The 17308-nt window shown below is 67.5% G+C and carries 16 protein-coding genes; 10 read left to right on the top strand and 6 right to left on the bottom strand.

The window, feature by feature from the left end:
• Positions 1-2 precede the first annotated feature (2 nt).
• On the bottom strand, positions 3-1316 hold the full coding sequence (locus J2W23_RS10365; RefSeq protein ID WP_176659532.1) for an aspartate aminotransferase family protein: 1314 nt from the start codon (positions 1314-1316) through the stop codon (positions 3-5).
• A gap of 161 nt (positions 1317-1477) precedes the next feature.
• Between J2W23_RS10365 and J2W23_RS10360 the strand changes: the two genes are divergently transcribed.
• Positions 1478-2335 carry a LysR family transcriptional regulator gene (locus tag J2W23_RS10360; protein ID WP_307648639.1) on the top strand — a complete coding sequence of 286 codons (858 nt, stop codon included), beginning with the start codon at positions 1478-1480 and terminating at the stop codon, positions 2333-2335.
• A 99-nt stretch (positions 2336-2434) separates the two neighbouring features.
• Here J2W23_RS10360 and J2W23_RS10355 read toward each other — a convergent pair whose 3' ends face one another.
• Together J2W23_RS10355 and J2W23_RS10350 are read right to left on the bottom strand one after the other, a co-directional pair.
• Positions 2435-3898 (bottom strand): MFS transporter, encoded by a 1464-nt coding sequence (locus tag J2W23_RS10355; protein ID WP_307648638.1) that lies wholly within the window; start codon positions 3896-3898, stop codon positions 2435-2437.
• A gap of 78 nt (positions 3899-3976) precedes the next feature.
• The gene (locus J2W23_RS10350; RefSeq protein ID WP_307648637.1) at positions 3977-4363 is read right to left on the bottom strand and encodes a hypothetical protein; all 387 of its coding nucleotides are present in this window, start codon (positions 4361-4363) and stop codon (positions 3977-3979) included.
• A 115-nt stretch (positions 4364-4478) separates the two neighbouring features.
• Here J2W23_RS10350 and J2W23_RS10345 point away from each other — a divergent pair, with 115 nt between their 5' ends.
• The gene (locus J2W23_RS10345; RefSeq protein WP_176659528.1) at positions 4479-5405 is read left to right on the top strand and encodes an AraC family transcriptional regulator; all 927 of its coding nucleotides are present in this window, start codon (positions 4479-4481) and stop codon (positions 5403-5405) included.
• A gap of 9 nt (positions 5406-5414) precedes the next feature.
• Here J2W23_RS10345 and J2W23_RS10340 read toward each other — a convergent pair whose 3' ends face one another.
• Together J2W23_RS10340 and ppk2 are read right to left on the bottom strand one after the other, a co-directional pair.
• The gene (locus tag J2W23_RS10340) at positions 5415-6461 is read right to left on the bottom strand and encodes an extracellular catalytic domain type 1 short-chain-length polyhydroxyalkanoate depolymerase (protein WP_176659527.1); all 1047 of its coding nucleotides are present in this window, start codon (positions 6459-6461) and stop codon (positions 5415-5417) included.
• Between the two features lie 50 nt (positions 6462-6511).
• Positions 6512-7438, bottom strand: coding sequence for a polyphosphate kinase 2 (gene ppk2, locus J2W23_RS10335; RefSeq protein ID WP_176659526.1), 927 nt, complete (start codon positions 7436-7438; stop codon positions 6512-6514).
• A gap of 196 nt (positions 7439-7634) precedes the next feature.
• Between ppk2 and J2W23_RS10330 the strand changes: the two genes are divergently transcribed.
• The 8 genes from J2W23_RS10330 to J2W23_RS10295 all read left to right on the top strand — a co-directional run bounded on the left by J2W23_RS10330 (position 7635) and on the right by J2W23_RS10295 (position 15618).
• Positions 7635-9239 (top strand): inorganic phosphate transporter, encoded by a 1605-nt coding sequence (locus J2W23_RS10330; protein WP_307648872.1) that lies wholly within the window; start codon positions 7635-7637, stop codon positions 9237-9239.
• Positions 9240-9248: 9 nt separating this feature from the next.
• Entirely contained in the window at positions 9249-10298 is a 1050-nt protein-coding gene (locus J2W23_RS10325) for a transporter (protein WP_307648636.1), read from the top strand.
• Between the two features lie 97 nt (positions 10299-10395).
• Complete coding sequence (locus J2W23_RS10320) at positions 10396-11253, top strand: 3',5'-nucleoside bisphosphate phosphatase (protein ID WP_176659523.1); 858 nt, start codon at positions 10396-10398, stop codon at positions 11251-11253.
• Positions 11250-12227 (top strand): DMT family transporter, encoded by a 978-nt coding sequence (locus tag J2W23_RS10315; protein WP_176659522.1) that lies wholly within the window; start codon positions 11250-11252, stop codon positions 12225-12227. The genes J2W23_RS10320 and J2W23_RS10315 overlap by 4 nt, the downstream gene beginning before the upstream one ends.
• Positions 12228-12244: 17 nt before the next feature.
• Positions 12245-12880, top strand: coding sequence for an L-threonylcarbamoyladenylate synthase (locus J2W23_RS10310; protein WP_130420306.1), 636 nt, complete (start codon positions 12245-12247; stop codon positions 12878-12880).
• Between the two features lie 47 nt (positions 12881-12927).
• Positions 12928-13602: a site-2 protease family protein gene (locus J2W23_RS10305; RefSeq protein ID WP_176659521.1), complete on the top strand. Its 675-nt coding sequence runs from the start codon at positions 12928-12930 to the stop codon at positions 13600-13602.
• A gap of 12 nt (positions 13603-13614) precedes the next feature.
• The gene (locus J2W23_RS10300) at positions 13615-14946 is read left to right on the top strand and encodes a tryptophan--tRNA ligase (RefSeq protein ID WP_307648635.1); all 1332 of its coding nucleotides are present in this window, start codon (positions 13615-13617) and stop codon (positions 14944-14946) included.
• Between the two features lie 75 nt (positions 14947-15021).
• Positions 15022-15618, top strand: coding sequence for a LuxR C-terminal-related transcriptional regulator (locus J2W23_RS10295; protein ID WP_013543036.1), 597 nt, complete (start codon positions 15022-15024; stop codon positions 15616-15618).
• A 143-nt stretch (positions 15619-15761) separates the two neighbouring features.
• Here J2W23_RS10295 and shkS read toward each other — a convergent pair whose 3' ends face one another.
• Entirely contained in the window at positions 15762-17177 is a 1416-nt protein-coding gene (gene shkS / locus J2W23_RS10290; RefSeq protein WP_176659519.1) for a surface-behavior sensor histidine kinase ShkS, read from the bottom strand.
• Positions 17178-17308 lie beyond the last annotated feature (131 nt).

Below are 17308 nucleotides of genomic sequence, written 5' to 3'. Positions count from 1 at the left end.
CGCTACGCTCCCCGCACCGCCGTCGCGATCGCCTTGTCGAGCAGTTCCAGGCCAAGGTCGATCTCGCTGTCGCTGATCGTCAGCGGCGGCGCGATCCGGAAGACGCCGCCCATCGATGGCAGCTTCACGATGTTCATGCTCAGCCCGAGCTTCATGCACTCGCGCGTGACGGCCTCGCCGAGCTCGAAGGCGGGCTCTCGGGTCTCGCGGCTGGCGACGACTTCCAGCCCGAGCAGCAGGCCGCGGCCGCGCACGTCGCCGATGCATTCGTGGCGCGACTGCAGCGTTCGCAACCCCTTTTGCAGGCGCTCGCCGGCGATGCGTGCGCGTTCGACGAGCCCGTCGCGCTCCACGACCTCCAGCACCTTGAGCCCGACTGCCGCCGGCAGCGGGTCGGAGACGTGCGTCGTATAGAACAGGAAACCGCGCGCATGGGCTTCTTCCTCGATCGCGGCGGTCGTCACCATTGCCGCCAGCGGCAGGCCCGCGCCCAGCGTCTTGGAGAGCGTCAGGATGTCGGGGGCGACGCCGTCGCGCTCGCACGCGAACATCAGCCCGGTGCGGCCGACGCCGGTCTGCGCCTCGTCGAGGATCAGCAGCATGCCGCGCTCCTCGCACTTCTTCTTGAGCGCCGCCATGTAGCCCGGCGGCAACTCCAGGATGCCGCCGCTGCTGAGGATGGGCTCGGCAATGAAGGCGGCGAGCGCGCCGGTGGACTGCCGGTCGACCTGCTCGAAGCCATCGTCGAGTTCTCGGCGCCAGTCGAGCGCACCCTCCGCCGTCGTGAAGCGCGGGCGGTAGGCGTTCGGTGCCGGAATGGCGAACGAGCCGGCTGCCGCCGGCCCGTAGCCCTTGCGGCCGGCGCTGTAGGTGGCCGCGGCCGCGCTGCCGGTCATGCCATGCCACGACTGCGTGAAGGCCACCACCTCGTGCCGGCCTGTGACCAGCTTGGCCATGCGAAGCGCCGCTTCGTTCGACTCCGCGCCGGTGCTCAGGAGCAGGCAGCGCTCCAGTCCGGGCGGCGCGTGCCGCGCGATTTCCGCGGCGAGCGCCACCACCGGCCGCGACAGCATGCCGCTGAAGAGGTGGTCCAGCGAGCGGATCTGCTCCGTGACCACCGCGACGATGTCGGGATGCGAGTGGCCCAGCAAGGCACTCATCTGGCCCGAGGTGAAATCGAGGATGCCGCGGCCATCGGCGTCATAAACGAAGCAGCCCTGTGCGCGCTCGATGATCAAGGGCTCGAAGCTGCCGCCGTAGCGCACCAGATGCTGCCGGGCCTGCTGCCAGAACTTGGGGTCGTCATTTCTGCTCATTGAAGTACCTTCGTGTTTCGCACTGCGGCGCGAGCTTGCCGGGGGCGGCCCGGCGCGGCGCTCATGTCGATGCGTGGCGATCAAAATGACGCACATTACGCAGCGGCACACCTGCCGGGAAGCGAATTGTTTTGACATCAGCTATCAGGAGAATTCATGCCGTGAGCCAGTCGCTGGACATCGACCTCCTGCGCAGCTTCGTCGCCATCGCCGAGACGGGCGTGCTGGGCCAGGCGGCGCTGCGCGTGGGGCGTACGCAGTCGGCGCTCAGCATGCAGATGCAGCGGCTCGAAGGCATCGTCGAGCAGCCGCTGCTGCATCGGACCGGCCGCGGCGTCACGCTCACCGCGACCGGCGAGCGGCTCCTCGTGCGCGCGGGCGAACTGCTGCGCAAGCACGACGAGGCGCTGGCCGAACTGCGCGGCGAGCAACTCTCCGGCGTGCTGCGCTTCAGTTGCCCCGACGACTATGCCGTCGTGTTCCTGCCGTACCTGCTGCAGAGCTTCGCGAGCCTGCATCCGCGGGTTCAACTGGAAGTGATGTGCGCGCCGACGCCTCGGCTGCACGAACTGCTGGCGCGGCACACGGTCGACCTGGCGCTGGTGTCGGTGGCGGGCGATGCGGCCGGCGCCGACGTGATCCGCCGCGAGCCGCTGGTGTGGGTGGCGCACCGCGACGGCATCGCCGCGTCGCTGGACCCACTGCCGTTGGCGCTGGGCGCGCCGGACGCGCTGGACCACAAGCTGCCGAGGCAGGCGCTGGAAGCCGCGGGCCGCGCCTACCGGCTCGCTTATGCCAGCAGCAGCCTCTCGGGCCTGGTCGGCATGGCGCGCTCGGGGCAGGCCGTCATCGTGCTGACGCGCACGGCGGTGCCCGACGACCTGCAGATCCTCACGCCGGAACAGGGGTTCCCCGATCTGCCGAGCGTGGGAGTCACGCTGGCGTTCGACCGCGACGCGCCCACGGCATTGACGGCGGCATTCGCTGCGCATGTCAGGAAGTTTCTTCCGGCGGCCTGAAGGTTTTCGGGTGACGGGTTGGCCGTGCTCGGCCGCTGTCGAATCGTTCCTCGCGATGGACGCCTGCCTCACGGGCCTGGCGGCGTCGACTGCGCGCGGTCAGTGCTGCTGCATTGCGCTGCGATGCAACACCGCCACCACCAGCGCCGACACCGTCAGGTATACCAGCGCGACGCCGAATGCGGCGTCATAGCCGGCCGCGTCCGGTGCGCTGCCCAGCCGTCCATAGAACAGGATGCCGATCAGCGCCACCCCCAGCGCGTTGCTCGCCTGCTGCACCATCGACAGCACACCCGACGCCACGCCCGCATGCTGCGGCGGCAACCCAGCGAGCACGGTGGACACCAGCGGCGCCATCACCATGCCGAGCCCCGCGCCCTGTACCAGGAGCAACGGCACCATCCAGGCGACCACATACGCATGGCCGGCCCATCCCGCAACGTTGACGAACTGCAGCGCATGCCCCGCTGCGAGCACGAGCGCGCCGAGGGCAATGGGCGGCTGGCCGCCGAAGCGGCGTGCGAGGCGCACACCTGCCATCGAGGTCGCGAAGAAACCGATCGCCAATGACGTGAAGACGATGCCCGAGTTCAGCGGGTCCAATGCCAGGCCCTGCTGCAGGTACAGCGCCAGCACGAAATACAGCGACGCATTGCCCACGTAGAAGGCCAGCGTGGTGATGAGCCCCATGACGAAGCGACGGTTCCCGAGCAGCGCGGGTGCCACCAGCGGAGCGCCGCCCGCTGCGGCAAGGCGGCGCTGCTGGAATCCGAATGCGGCAAGCAGCGGCAATGCGGCGGCGAGGCACAGCCAGCTCCACAGCGGCCAGCCCTGCTCGCGCCCTTCCACCAGCGGCAGCACCACCGCGACGGAGCCCGCCGCCACGAGCAGCATGCCGACCAGATCGAGCCTGCTCGCGCTGCCGTTCCTGAGCGGCGGAATGACGCGCGGTGCGAGCGCAAGGGCCAGGAGGCCGATGGGCACGTTGATGAGAAAGCAACTGCGCCAGCCGAGCCCGGCCAGGTCCGCATGCATCAGCAGCCCACCCACCAGTTGCCCCAGCGTGGCGCCGAGCCCCAGCGTGAGCCCGTAGGCCGCGAAAGCGCGCGCACGGTCTTCGCCGGTGTAGGCCAGGCCGATCATCGCCAGCACCTGCGGCTGCAGCAGCGCACCGGCCAGGCCCTGCAGCACGCGGGCAGCCACCAGCAACTCGGCATTCGGCGCAAAGCCGCAGGCCGCCGAGGCCAGCGTGAACAGCAACAGGCCGAGCATGAACATGCGGCGGCGCCCGAAGAGGTCGCCGAGCCGGCCGCCGGTGATCAGGCCCGCGGCGGTGGCCAGGCCGTAGCCGGCCACCACCAGCTGCAAGGTCGCGGTGCTCGCGAGCAACTCCCGCTGCATCGAGGGCAACGCGACGTTGACGATGAAGAAGTCCAGCACCACCAGGAAGGTGCCGCTGAGCATGACCCACAGGGCCAGCGAGCCGGGCTTGGCCGCGCTGGCGTTCTCGCCAGCCGTGGATGAAGGCGATGCCGCCGGAACGGCGATGTTTGACTGCGTCATGATGGACTCGAGTGTTGGTGTGAGGGCGCGCTGCGGCAATGACCTCGAAGGTCATGGTCTGGCTTCTTCTTCAGGCGATCAGACGGCGGGGGTCGGCAGGATGAACTGGTAGTCGATGGCGATGCGGCCGTCTTCGGCCAGCAGCAGGAACTCGAGCCCGAGCGCAGCCACGGGGCCGCCCGCGGCGGGGACCATCTGCCAATGGAACATCACGGTGTCGCGCAGCAGTTGCGCATCGCCGGTGGCGATGAAGCGGAAGCCGCCGTCGCGCACGTTCTTTTCATGCGAACCGGTGACGCGCTGCGCCAGCGCCTCGTAGCCCTTGGCCTGCAGCGTGCGCACGTAGTGCTCGCCCTGGGGCACCCACAGCGCGGCGATGGCGTCGCGGCGGGCGCCGGCGTCCGTCAGGTTCCAGAGGGCGACGTAGCGGTCGGCGAGTTCGGCGAAGTCGGTCTTGGCATTCATGGTGTCTGCTCCTGTGCGGTGAGAGTGAAGCTGCAGTTTCTGCCTCGCTTGATGGACAGTGAATGCCTGCAAAGCCGACAATCTTGTCCATTCGTCCACCGCCATCGGAGCCCTCATGGACCCACTCGACGACGTTTTCGCTGCCATGCGCGTGCGCAGCGCCCTGTATGCCCGGCTCGAGGCCGGTGCGCCCTGGGGCGTGAGCCTGGCCGGCGGCGAAAGCGCGCGTTTCGGCCTCGTGGTGCGCGGCGGTTGCCTGCTGGAGGTCGAGGGTGTGGACCACCCCGTCGCGCTCGCCGCGGGCGACTGCTACGTGCTCGCCCACGGCACGCCCTATGTGCTGCGCGACCATCCGAACACGCCCACGGTGAGCTGTGCCTCGGTCGTGCGCGACCGCATCGGCGGCGTCGTCGAACTGGGCGGCGCGGGCACCGCGGCCTCGGTGATCTGCGGCTGGTTCCACTTCGACCAGCGCGCTGCGCGCCCGCTGCTCGACCTGCTGCCAGTGCTGCTGCACGTGAAGATGGAACAGGCCCGCGCCCTCGCGCTGCAGGGCACGCTGCAACTGCTCGCCATGGAGACCGGCGAGCCCGGCCTTGGCTCCAGCCTGCTCGTGAGCCGGCTGGCCGACATCGTGTTCGTGCAGGCGGTGCGCGCGCACGTCGCGGCCACGAGCGATTCGCAGACCGGATGGCTGGCTGCGCTGGCCGATGCACGCATCGGCCCCGCATTGCGTGCCATGCACAAGGACATGGCACGCGACTGGACGGTGGAATCGCTGGCCTCGGCAGCGAGCCTCTCGCGCTCGGCCTTCGCGCAGCGCTTTCGCGAGCGCGTGGGCCAGGCGCCGCTGGAATACCTCACGCAGTGGCGCATGTTCAAGGCCGGCAACATGCTGGGCCAGGGCAACGCCGCGCTGGGCGTCATCGCCGGCGCAGTGGGCTATGAATCGGAAGCCGCGTTCAGCAAGGCCTTCAAGCGTGAGAAGGGCATGGCGCCCGGTGCATGGCGTGCCGCGGCGCGTGAAAGCGCCACGGTGTGAAAGGGCTCGTCAGGCCTCCCTGGCCGCGCGCTTGAACTGCGCCATCGCAAACGCCCACGCCATCCGCGTGGCATCGGGCCCGGCTGCATCGCTGAACAGCAGCTTCGACGCCCCGCCGCTCCACGCATGCCCCAGCCCCGCGATCTCGCATAGCGAGACCACCGTGCGGCCCTTGCGCTTGAAGTCCGTCACGCGCATCGGGCGGCGCTTGCCGCGCTGCACGTCGCGCGGCAAGCCGGGCCGCGCCCCCATCGCCGTGGCCCACACGGCCGCGCTGTTGACGGCATTGCTGGGCGCGACCACCGCATCGGCATCGCCGTGCAGCACAAGCATCGGCGGCAGGGTCGCGAAGACAGCCGCGGCGCCCATCGCCTTGCCGACCGCGGTGACGGGCATCGGCGGCACGTTCTGGCCGCGCATCGCGCCGAGCGCGGTGGCCGACGACTTCGCGGCACCGGGCGCCACGCCCGAATGCATGACGACGGCGCGAAAACGCTGCGGGTAGCGCGTGGCCAGCAGCGCCGCCATGCTGGCACCGGCCGAGAGGCCGGCCAACGCGACGCGCTCGCGGTCCACCGGGTAGAGCATGCAGGCCTGGTCGATCGCGGCCATCAGCGTCGCGGCCTCGGCATCGGCCTTGCCGGAGCGGCGCTCGTACCAGTTCCAGCAGCCTTGGGGATGCGCGAGCCGGTCTTGTTCGGGGTAGAGCACCAGGAAGCGCTGGCGTACGGCCAGCGCGTTCATGCGCGTGCTGGCCGCGAAGTCGCGGCCGGTCTGCCCGCAGCCGTGCAGCATGACCATGAGCGGCAGCTTCTCGCCGGGCTCGAGTTGCAGGTCGGTTGGGCGGAACAGGTGATAGCCCCGCGCGCCACCGGCTCCGATCGCCATGCCGCTGAGCCAGTCGCCCTTGCCTGGCGGGGGCTTGAGCCGCTTGGCGGTCGCGCGCTGCACCTGGCCCGCCACGCGCTTGCTGTTGCTCAGCGTGAGCTTGGTGAGCGCCTTCAGGTTGCGCTCGTAGGCGCGGGCGAAGACGGAAGCGGTGGAACGACGGGCCATGGCGCAGTGTGCAGGCAAAGCGCCGGTCGGCCAAACGGCCGCGAAGCCCCTCAATAGATCTCGGGGACGATCATGTTGGCCGGCACGGGCTGGCGCAGGTAGTCGTCGTGACGCACACGCTCGGGCAGCGCGATCGGCGGATGCGCCACCTCCTGGTAGGGCAGTTGGCCGAGCAGGTGGCTGATGCAATTCAGGCGCGCCTTCTTCTTGTCGACCGCCTGCACCACCCACCACGGCGCCTCGGGGATGTGGGTGCGCTCCAGCATGATTTCCTTCGCCTTGGTGTACTCCTCCCAGCGGCGGCGGCTTTCCAGGTCCATGGGGCTCAGCTTCCATTGCTTGAGCGGATCGTGGATGCGGCCGAGGAAGCGCATGTGCTGCTCGTCGTCGGTGATGGAGAACCAGTACTTGATGAGCTTGATGCCCGAGCGCACGAGCATCTTCTCGAACTCGGGCACGGTGCGGAAGAACTCCTCGTACTCGTCGTCGGAGCAGAAGCCCATCACGCGCTCGACGCCAGCGCGGTTGTACCAGCTGCGGTCGAAGAGAACCATCTCGCCGGCCGCCGGCAGGTGCGCCGCATAGCGCTGGAAGTACCACTGGGTGCGTTCGCGGTCGTTGGGCGCCGGCAGCGCCGCCACGCGGGCCACGCGCGGGTTCAGCCGCTGGGTGATGCGCTTGATGACGCCGCCCTTGCCCGCCGCATCGCGGCCTTCGAACAGGATGACGACCTTCTGCTTGCTGTGCTGCACCCAGTCCTGCAGCTTGACCAGTTCGCCCTGGAGGCGGAACAGTTCCTTGAAGTAGGCCTGCCGAGCCGCCTTGTCAGCGGAAGCCGAAGTGGCCGAGGCCGGGTCGAGGCCGTCGATGTTGCGGTCCTCGATCTCCAGCTCGAGCTCTTCGTCGTAGCTGTCGATCAGGTCGCGGGCGATGCGTTGCATCAGGTCTTCGTGGTCTGGAAGTGCGCTCGTCAGCATGATGAAAGAGGAAGAAGGAAGGAAGAGGTGGGGAAGAAAAAAGCATGCTGCACGCCCCGTATGACTGCCGCGTGACGGTTTGGCGGCGGCTTTCCGTAGGCCGACACGCCGTTGTCACATGCCGCGAACACCATGTGCAGCCACTCCAACACCTCAAAAAACGCCCATGAACACGCTCGCCGCCCCGAACACGGAGATGCCGGCCGCGCCCGCCGTGGCACACCGGCCCAAGCTCGACGCCAAGCCCGGTCCGCTCACGCTGATCACTTTCGTGGGCCTCCTGGCCGCGGGCCTGCTCTTCACGGCGTGGAGCCTGGTGGGCGACGTCACCGCCTCGGGCGCGCCCATGACGACCTGGGTGCCCTATATCTTGCTGGGCGTGGCGCTGCTGATCGCGCTGGGCTTCGAGTTCGTCAACGGCTTCCACGACACGGCCAATGCGGTGGCCACGGTGATCTATACGCACTCGCTGCCGCCCAACTTCGCGGTGGTGTGGTCGGGCTTCTTCAATTTCCTGGGCGTGCTGGTGTCCAGCGGCGCGGTGGCCTTCGGCATCATCGCGCTGCTGCCGGTGGAGCTGATCCTGCAGGTGGGTTCGGGCGCGGGCTTCGCGATGGTGTTCGCGCTCCTGATCGCCGCGATCATCTGGAACCTGGGCACCTGGTGGCTCGGGCTGCCGGCGTCTTCGTCGCACACGCTGATCGGATCGATCATCGGCGTGGGCATTGCCAACGCGCTCATGCATGGTCGCGACGGCACCAGTGGCGTCGACTGGGGCCAGGCCACCAAGGTGGGCTATTCGCTGCTGCTCTCGCCGATGGTGGGCTTCGGCTGCGCGGCGCTGCTGCTGCTCGCCCTGCGCGCCTTCGTGAAGAACCGCGCCCTCTATGAAGAGCCCAAGGGCAGCACGCCGCCGCCGTGGTGGATCCGCGGCCTCCTGATCCTCACCTGCACCGGCGTGTCGTTCGCGCACGGTTCCAACGACGGACAGAAGGGCATGGGCCTGATCATGCTGATCCTGGTCGGCACGGTGCCGATGGCCTACGCGCTGAATCGCGCGATGCCCGCCAACGAGACGGTGAAGTTCGTCGCCGTGGCCGAGATGACGCAGAACGCGCTCAACCGCAGCGTGCCGACCTCGCTGCCCGCCCTGGCACCGGCTGCGGCGCGCGACACGCTCTCCACCTATGTGCGCACCCGCGAGTTCAACGACCAGGTCGTGCCCGCGCTGGCCGCCACCGCCGGCAGCATCGGCGAACAGGTGCGCCAGCACGGCTCGCTCGCTGCAGTGCCGGCCGAAGCCGTCGCCAACGTGCGCAACGACATGTACCTGGCCTCCGAAGCCATTCGCCATCTCGACAAGAGCGGCGCCGCGAAGTTCGACGACGAGACCAGGCTGCGCGTCGGCACGTTCCGCCAGGAGCTGGACGACGCGACGCGCTTCATTCCGCTGTGGGTCAAGATCGCCGTGGCCATCGCGCTCGGCCTGGGCACGATGATCGGCTGGAAGCGCATCGTCGTCACCGTGGGCGAGAAGATCGGCAAGACGCACCTGAGCTACGCGCAAGGCGCATCGGCCGAAGTGGTGGCGATGCTCACCATCGGTGCGGCCGACATGTACGGCCTGCCGGTCTCGACCACGCACGTGCTCTCCTCCGGCGTGGCCGGCACCATGACGGCCAGCGGCTCGGGCCTGCAGATGTCCACGCTGCGCAACCTCGCGCTCGCCTGGGTGCTGACGCTGCCGGTGGCCATGCTGCTGTCGGGCTCGCTCTACTGGCTCTTCACCCGTCTTTTCTGACCACGCACCTTGTCGTCGGCATTTCATGATCTCGCCGCCCAGTCCTACGGCGGCGACGAAGCCGGGCTGATCTGCGGCTACCTGTTCGATGCCGCGGCGCCCGAGCATGCGCGGGCCATCGATTCGGCGCAGGCTGCGGCGTGGCTGGGCGCGCAACCCGAAGACGCCGTTGTCGATGACGGCAGCCGCGCGTACGTATGGCTGCACTTCAACCTGAGCCACGCCCAGGCCGAACGCTGGCTGCTGCGGCACGCGAATCTCTCCGACACGTTCTACGAAACGCTGCACGAGGGCCTGCCCTCCACGCGCATCGAGCGTGCGGACGATTCGCTGATCGCGGTCATCAACGACGTGCACTTCGAGTTCAGCTTCGAGCCCTCGGACATCTCCACGCTGTGGATCAGCGTGGGCCCGCATCTCGTGGTCACGGCGCGCACGAAGCCCTTGCGCTCGGTCGATGCGCTGCGCACGGCGGTGAAGGCCGGCGAAGCGCCGCGCTCCAGCACCGAACTGCTCGAACACCTGCTGCGCGCGCAGGCCGACGTGCTGGTGAAGATCGTGCGCGGCGTCACTTCGCGCATCGACCGCATCGAGGACGAACTGCTGGCTGGGCGTCTGGACCACAAGCGCGCGCGGCTCGGCGTGCTGCGCCGGTTGCTGGTGCGGCTGCAGCGCCTGCTGGCGCCGGAGCCGGCCGCTCTTTTCCGTCTGCTGCAGGGCCCGCCCGCCTGGATGGCCGAGCCCGATGCGCAGGAGCTGCGCGGCTCGACCGAGGAGTTCTCTGTGGTGCTGCGCGACATGCAGGCGCTGCAGGAGCGCATCAAGCTGCTGCAGGAAGAAATTGCCGCCAACGTCAACGAGGACAACAACCGCAGCCTTTTCGTGCTGACGGTGGTGACGGTGCTGGCGCTGCCGATCAACATCCTCGCGGGCCTCTTCGGCATGAACGTGGGCGGCATTCCGCTCGCGGAGCACAAGCACGGGTTCTGGATCGTGGTGGCGATCGTGGCAAGCTTCACCGCCGTCGCGGCATGGGCGGCATTTCGCAAGAAGCGCTGAGCCGCGCGCAGCGGCGCGTTAATGCTATTTATTTAGTAGCGTCTTACGCAGCATCCATGCGCCCGCATCGGCGATCCAGACCCCCTAGAATGGCGGGGTGTCCTCCATTCTCAATGCCGATCTTCACTGCCATTCCGTGGTCTCCGACGGCACATTGACGCCCGAAGAATTGGCCGCACGCGCAGCCGCCAATGGGGTCGAGCTCTGGGCCCTCACCGACCACGACGAGGTCGGCGGCCAGCACCGCGCAGCCGCTGCAGCGCGCGAGAACGGCATGCGCTACCTCACCGGCACCGAGATCTCGGTGACCTTCGCGAACGAAACCGTGCACATCGTCGGCCTGGGCTTCGACCCCGACGACGCCGCGATGACGCAAGGCCTCTACGACACGCGCGGCGGCCGCGGCAAGCGCGCGCAGGAAATGTCGGAAGGGCTGGCCAAGGTGGGCATCCACGGTGCTTATGAAGGCGCGCTCAGGTTCGTCGGCAATCCCGAATTGATCTCGCGCACGCACTTCGCGCGCTTCCTCGTTGAACAAGGCCACTGCCGCGACACGCCCGAGGTGTTCCGCAAGTTCCTCACCGAAGGCAAGCCCGGCTACGTGCCGCACCGCTGGGCTTCGCTCAAGGACGCGGTGCACTGGATCACGGCCGCCAAGGGCATGGCCGTGATCGCGCATCCGGGCCGCTACAAGTTCACGGCCAACGAGGAATACGCGCTGTTCCTCGAATTCAAGGCGCACGGCGGCCAGGCGATCGAGGTCGTCACCGGCAGCCACACCACGGCCGAATATGTCGAGTACGCCGACAAGGCGCTCGAGTTCGATTTCGCCGCATCCCGCGGCAGCGATTTCCACAGCCCCGACGAGAGCCACTGCGATCTCGGCAAGCTGCCACCGTTGCCTGGCGCCCTCACGCCGGTGTGGGAACTGCTCGGCCACCGCATCCAGCAGTGAGCCAGAGCCCAGGGCCCGGCATCGACAGCGCGGCCGGCGCTGCACTTGCGAATGCACGCGCCGCGCAGCAAGCGAGCCGCAGCAAGGAGTCCGAACGCATCCTCGCGGGCATCGGCATGGTGATCGTGGCCGTGGCCTGCTTCGCCACGCTCGACACGGCCACCAAGGCGTCGACCGCGGGCGTCCCGATCCTCATGGGCGTGTGGTTCCGCTATGCCTTCCAGGCCGTCGCGACCACGGCGGTGCTGCTGCCGCTGCATGGCACGGCGCTGCTGCGCACCCGGCATCCGCGCTACCAGTTGCTGCGCGGCGCGCTGCTGCTGGTGTCGAGCACGCTGGCCTTCTTGAGCCTGCGCTACATGCCGCTGGCCGAGTTCACCTCGATCGTGCTGATCGCACCGCTGGTCATCACGCTGCTCGCGGCGACCACGCTCAAGGAATACGTTTCGCCGCTGCGCTGGGCGCTGGTGGCGGGCGGCTTCATCGGCACGCTGGTGATCCTGCGGCCCGGCGGCGAAGCCTTCAGCTGGGCGATCCTGCTGCCGATCGGGCTGGTGCTGACCAACGCCTGGTTCCAGGTGCTCACCAGCAAGCTCGCGCAAACCGAAAATCCGCTCACGATGCATTTCTATACCGGCTGGGTCGGCGCGCTGATCGCCTCGCTGGCGCTGCCCTTCGTGTGGACCGCCCTGCCCTCGTGGGAATGGTGGGCGCTGCTGTGCCTCATGGGGTTCATGGGCACGGTGGGGCACTTCATCTTGATCCTCGCCTACCAGCGCGCGCCGGCCTCCACGCTGACGCCGTACCTCTATGCGCAGATCGCCTTTGCCATGCTGGGCGGCTGGCTCGTTTTTTCCCAAGTGCCCGACCGGTATTCGCTCATCGGCATCTCGATGATCGCGGTCTGCGGCGCCGCCGGTGCGTGGCTCACGGTGCGGGAGCGCCGCGTGCCCATCGAACCGGCGGAATCCTGATCAGGAGATAGTTTCTTATGGCCCAGTACTTCGAAGTCCACCCCGAGAACCCGCAGCAGCGGCTGCTCAAGCAGGCCGTCACGCTGCTCGAGCGCGGCGAGATCGTGGCCGTGCCCACCGACTCCAGCTACGCGCTGGCCTGCCACCTGGACGACAAGGACGCGGTCGACCAGTTGCGCCGCATCCGCCAGGTCGACGAGAAGCACCACCTGACGCTCCTGTGCCGCGACCTGAGCGAACTGGCCAACTACGCGCGCGTCGACAACAAGCAATACCGCTTGCTGAAGGCCGCCACGCCGGGCCCCTACACCTTCCTGCTCGAAGCGACCAAGGAAGTGCCGCGCCGCGTGAGCCATCCGCAGCGCAAGACCATCGGCCTGCGCGTGCCCGACCACAAGGTGCTGCTGGAACTGCTCGCGTTGCACGGCGCGCCGCTGCTGGCCACCACGCTGATCGCGCCCGGCGAGACCGAAGCGCTCAACGACGCGCAGACCATTCGCGAGCGCTTCGAAAAGCAGATCGGCGCGGTCATCGATGCCGGCGCCTGCCCTTCGCAACCGACCACCGTGGTCGACCTCACGCCCATGGGCACGGGCGACGATCCGGTCGTGGTGCGGCAGGGACGCGGAGCACTCGCCGTGCTCGGTCTGTAGAAAGAAGTTGGAACCGATAACTAATGCACGTCTGACACAATCGCCCAGTGGATATTTCCAATCTCATACAGACCGTACTCATCTACGCACTGCCCGTGATCTTCGCGATTACCGTGCACGAAGCGGCCCATGGCTATGTGGCCCGCCACTTCGGCGACAACACAGCTGCGGTGATGGGCCGGGTCACACTCAATCCGATGAAGCACATCGACCCCATCGGGACCATCCTGATGCCGTTGATGCTGTACTTCGCGACTTCAGGCGCCTTCCTGTTCGGCTATGCGAAGCCAGTGCCTGTGAACTTCGGGCGGCTGCGTCATCCGAAGCGCGACATGATCTGGGTGGCGCTCGCAGGGCCGGTCTCGAACTTCATCCAGGCCATCCTCTGGGCATTGATGTTCGTGGTGCTGGTTGCGGCCGGCTTCGACAATGAAAACTTTTTCATCCAGATGGCGCGTGGCGGCATCCTGGTCAACCTCGTGATGTGGGCCTTCAACCTGTTCCCGTTGCCACCGCTCGACGGCGGCCGCGTGCTGGCGGGGCTCTTGCCCAGCGGACCCGCACAGAATTTCCTCGCGCGCATCGAGCCCTACGGCTTCTTCATCGTGATGGGCCTCGTCATCGCGGGCGTCGTCAGCACTTACTGGCTGCGCCCCCTGATGGACGTCGGCTACTTCGTCATCAACCTCATCATCACGCCGCTCAAGGCATTGCTGCTCTAAGTCTGTCGCTCCATGGCCTCGTCTTCTTCCGCTCCCCTGCGCGTCCTGACCGGGATCACCCCGTCGGGCACGCCCCACCTCGGCAACTACGTCGGCTCGATCCGCCACTCGGTGCGGCAGAGCGTCGCGCCCGGTGTCGAGAGCTTCTTTTTCCTGGCCGACTACCACGCGCTCATCAAGGTGCAGGACCCGGCTGTGATCCAGCGCTCCACGCTCGAGATCGCCGCCAGCTGGCTCGCCTGCGGGCTCGACCCCGAACGCGTGACCTTCTACCGCCAGTCGGACATCGCCGCGATTCCCGAGCTCACCTGGTTCCTCACCTGCGTCACCGGCAAGGGCGTGCTCAACCGCGCCCATGCCTACAAGGCCCAGCTCGACAAGAACATCGCCAAGGGCGAGGACCCGGACGCCGACGTGACCGCCGGCCTCTTCATGTACCCGGTGCTGATGGGCGCGGACATCCTGATGTTCAACGCCCACAAGGTGCCCGTGGGCCGCGACCAGGTGCAGCACATCGAGATGGCGCGCGACATGGCGCAGCGCTTCAACCACCAGTACGGTGAGCACTTCACGCTGCCTGAGGCCGAGATCGACGACGCCGTCGCCACCCTGCCCGGCCTCGACGGCCGCAAGATGAGCAAGAGCTACGGCAACACGATCCCGCTGTTCGCATCGCGCGCGTACCTGCAAAAGCAGATCGCCAGCATCGTGACCGACTCGCGCCCCCCCGGCGAGCCCAAGGAAACCGAAGGCTCCGCGCTCTTCCAGATCTACCAGGCCTTTGCCGATGCCGACGAGACCGAGATGCTGCGCAAGGCCTACGCCGACGGCATCGGCTGGGGCGACGCCAAGCAACTGCTGTTCGAGCGGATCGAAGTCGAAGTGGCACCGCTGCGAAAGCGCTACGAGGCGCTGATGAGCGACCCGGCGGAGATCGAGCGCATCTTGCTCATCGGCGCCGAGAAGGCCAGCGCGCTGTCGCAGCCCTTCATGGCGCGCCTGCGCCATGCGGTGGGCCTGCGCAACCTCGCGGCGGGCCGCGACAAGGGCAGCGCCAAGGCGGCCAAGGTCGCCAAGCCCAGCTTCAAGCAGTACCGCGAACGCGGCGACGGGCTTTTCTATTTCAAGCTGCTCGATGCGCGCGGCGAAACCCTGCTGCAGAGCCGTGGATTTGCATCGCCGCAGGAAGCGGGCCGTACCATCGCGGTCTTGCAGGCCGAGCGCGGTGCGGCGCTGGCCGCGGTGGCTGCGCAGATCGAGCCCATCGACACAGAACAAACACGCGCCGTGACAGAGGCGCTGGAGGCATTGGCGGAAGCAACGACCACCACAGATGGAAGTTGAACCGGCAAGGGCCCATCGGCTTATCCGCCGGTGAGCGAGACGAGAGAAGACGGTGCGATCACAAAGGAAGAAAACATGAGCATTTATGTCATCGACGACCACCCCCTGATGCGCGACGCGATCGTGATGGTGTTGCGACGCCTGCGACCCGCCGAGAACATCGTCGAGCTCGAGCGGCTCGACAAGCTCGCGAGCTCGGTGCAGCAGCGTGGCGCGCCCACCCTCTTTTGCCTGGACCTGAAGCTTCCGGACACGAATGGCGTCTCGGGCGTGATCGCGGTCAAGCAGGTCTACCCCAACGTGCCGATCGCCGTGTATTCGGCGGCACCGGCCGCGGACATGGAAGACGCCTGCATCGAAGCGGGTGCCGACACCTACATCGAGAAGTCGGCCAGTTCCAATGAATTGGCAGCCGCCTTGCGCGGCCTGCTGATGGCGGGCTCCGAAGAGGCCGACGAGCCGCCGCTCGCGAGCAGCAAGCTCTCCAAGCGCCAGACGCAGCTGATCGCCATGCTCGACAAGGGCATGAGCAATCGCGACATTGCGACCGACCTGGAGATCAGCGAGCACACGGTGAAGGTTCACCTGTGGCGCCTGTTCCGCCGGCTTGGTGTGAAGAGCCGCACACAGGCGCTTCATTACGCCCGCACCAACGGCCTCCTGTCGGGATAACTGGGCTCGCCCCCAGGCTTCGCGCACTTCGTGTCGCTACTCCAACCCCCTACCGGGGGCAACACCTGCGGCCCGGCAAAGCCGGTTCCGCGGTGTTCCTGAAATGAAACCGCGCCTTGTGCGCGGTTTTTTCTCGGGACTTCTCAGCCCCCGGAGGCGCTCACGCGCGCCTGTGCCACCGCCTCGTCGGCGTCGTGCAGCGCCACGCGGAACACGCTGCCGCTGCCCAGCCGCGAGCGCACGCTGATCGGGTGCCCCAACACGTGCGAAAGCCGCGCGACGATGGCCAGGCCGAGGCCGAAGCCGTCGGACGTACCGGCATGGTCGGCCACCTTGTAGAACTCCAGGAAGACATCGCGCAGGTGCTCGGGCGCGATGCCGATGCCGGTGTCCCACACCTCCACGCGCATGCCGTCGCGCGTCTGCCGCGCAGCCAGCAGCACGCCGCCTTCGGTCGTGTATTTGATGGCGTTGGCCAGCAGGTTGCCGATCATGCGGCGCACGCGGATCGGGTCGGTGAGAAAGGAGCCCTCGGTCACGTGCACGCGGAAGTCGAGGCCGCGGCTCTCGGCCACCGGGCGGTATTGCAGCTCCAGGTCGTGCAGCAACTCGGGCACGTCGACACGCTCGATGTGCAGCCGCACCTGCCCCGAGTCGATACGCGCCAAGTCGAACATCGAGTCGAACAACGCATTCACCGCATGCGTGGCGCGCACGATCTTCGGCGCGAGCTCCAGCACCAGCTCGGGCTCGTTGCGCAGCCAGTCGGCGTACAGCGAAAGTGCCAGCACCGGTTGGCGCATGTCGTGCGCGGCGCTGGCCAGGAAGCGGTTCTTCATCGCTACCGCCGACACCGCCGCCTGCCGCTGCTGGGTGAGCGACTTGATCAGGATGTGGTTGTGGAACAGGAGCTCCAGGCTGTTGCGCGCCGTCTCATGGATGTGGCGTCCCGCGCGCAGCAGCAGGAACCAGTGCAGCATCGGCAGGATCGGCATCAGGTAGCCGTAGTGGAACTGCGGCTGGTGCAGATTGATGCTCACAAGCCGGATCACCACCGCCCCCAGCATCGTGATGAAGAGCGTGTTGACGTAGCGCTTGAGCAGCGGCGGATGCAGCGCGAGCCCGTTGAGCGGAAACGTAGCCACCCCGGCCACGATCAGCCAGCTCATGAACTGGTTCACCTGCGGCGTGCGCTCGAAGAACAGCAGGATCGACGATCCCCACACCACCGCGGTGGTGCTCCAGATGAAGCCGTAGCGCTCGGTGAACTGCTGCTGCGCCGCGGAGCTCCGGCCGGCATAGCGCACCGTATAGACGTGCGAGCCCCAGGCCCGGCAGATCGTGGCGATGACGCCGGCCATGAGCCACGTGAGCAACTCCCAGCGCGGCACTTCGGCCCAGCTCAGCCCGACCATGGCCGGTATGAGCGCAACAGAAACGATGTAAGAGCTGCGCGAAGAGCGCATCAAGCTGCGGATCAGCTCACCACGCACCCACGATTCGGCCTCATCGGCCGAAGCCGGTGCAGGTGTCAAGCTCGCGATCGACGGATTGGCCATATGGCACAGGCCCCTTGTTCTTATCCGGCAATTGAAGATGGACCCCATGCAGGGGCTCCGAGAGATGGCGATATTAACGGGCTGCCATCCAATGTTTCCCAAGGTAACCGCAGAAGACCGGTCGCCATAAT

Source organism: Variovorax boronicumulans (assembly GCF_030812215.1).
GTDB classification, from domain to species: Bacteria; Pseudomonadota; Gammaproteobacteria; order Burkholderiales; family Burkholderiaceae_C; genus Variovorax; species Variovorax boronicumulans_C.
Note: the sequence above shows the minus strand (reverse complement) of the source record. Positions and strands in the feature narration are given on the sequence as shown.

Excerpts from the sequence above, each read along its gene's own strand:
- ppk2 (WP_176659526.1), bottom strand. The coding sequence starts at position 7,438 with ATGCTGACGAGCGCACTTCCAGACCACGAAGACCTGATGCAACGCATC.
- J2W23_RS10295 (WP_013543036.1), top strand. The coding sequence starts at position 15,022 with ATGAGCATTTATGTCATCGACGACCACCCCCTGATGCGCGACGCGATC.
- shkS (WP_176659519.1), bottom strand. The coding sequence starts at position 17,177 with ATGGCCAATCCGTCGATCGCGAGCTTGACACCTGCACCGGCTTCGGCC.
- J2W23_RS10300 (WP_307648635.1), top strand. The coding sequence starts at position 13,615 with ATGGCCTCGTCTTCTTCCGCTCCCCTGCGCGTCCTGACCGGGATCACC.
- J2W23_RS10350 (WP_307648637.1), bottom strand. The coding sequence starts at position 4,363 with ATGAATGCCAAGACCGACTTCGCCGAACTCGCCGACCGCTACGTCGCC.
- J2W23_RS10355 (WP_307648638.1), bottom strand. The coding sequence starts at position 3,898 with ATGACGCAGTCAAACATCGCCGTTCCGGCGGCATCGCCTTCATCCACG.
- J2W23_RS10345 (WP_176659528.1), top strand. The coding sequence starts at position 4,479 with ATGGACCCACTCGACGACGTTTTCGCTGCCATGCGCGTGCGCAGCGCC.
- J2W23_RS10340 (WP_176659527.1), bottom strand. The coding sequence starts at position 6,461 with ATGGCCCGTCGTTCCACCGCTTCCGTCTTCGCCCGCGCCTACGAGCGC.
- J2W23_RS10365 (WP_176659532.1), bottom strand. The coding sequence starts at position 1,316 with ATGAGCAGAAATGACGACCCCAAGTTCTGGCAGCAGGCCCGGCAGCAT.
- J2W23_RS10310 (WP_130420306.1), top strand. The coding sequence starts at position 12,245 with ATGGCCCAGTACTTCGAAGTCCACCCCGAGAACCCGCAGCAGCGGCTG.
- J2W23_RS10330 (WP_307648872.1), top strand. The coding sequence starts at position 7,635 with ATGCCGGCCGCGCCCGCCGTGGCACACCGGCCCAAGCTCGACGCCAAG.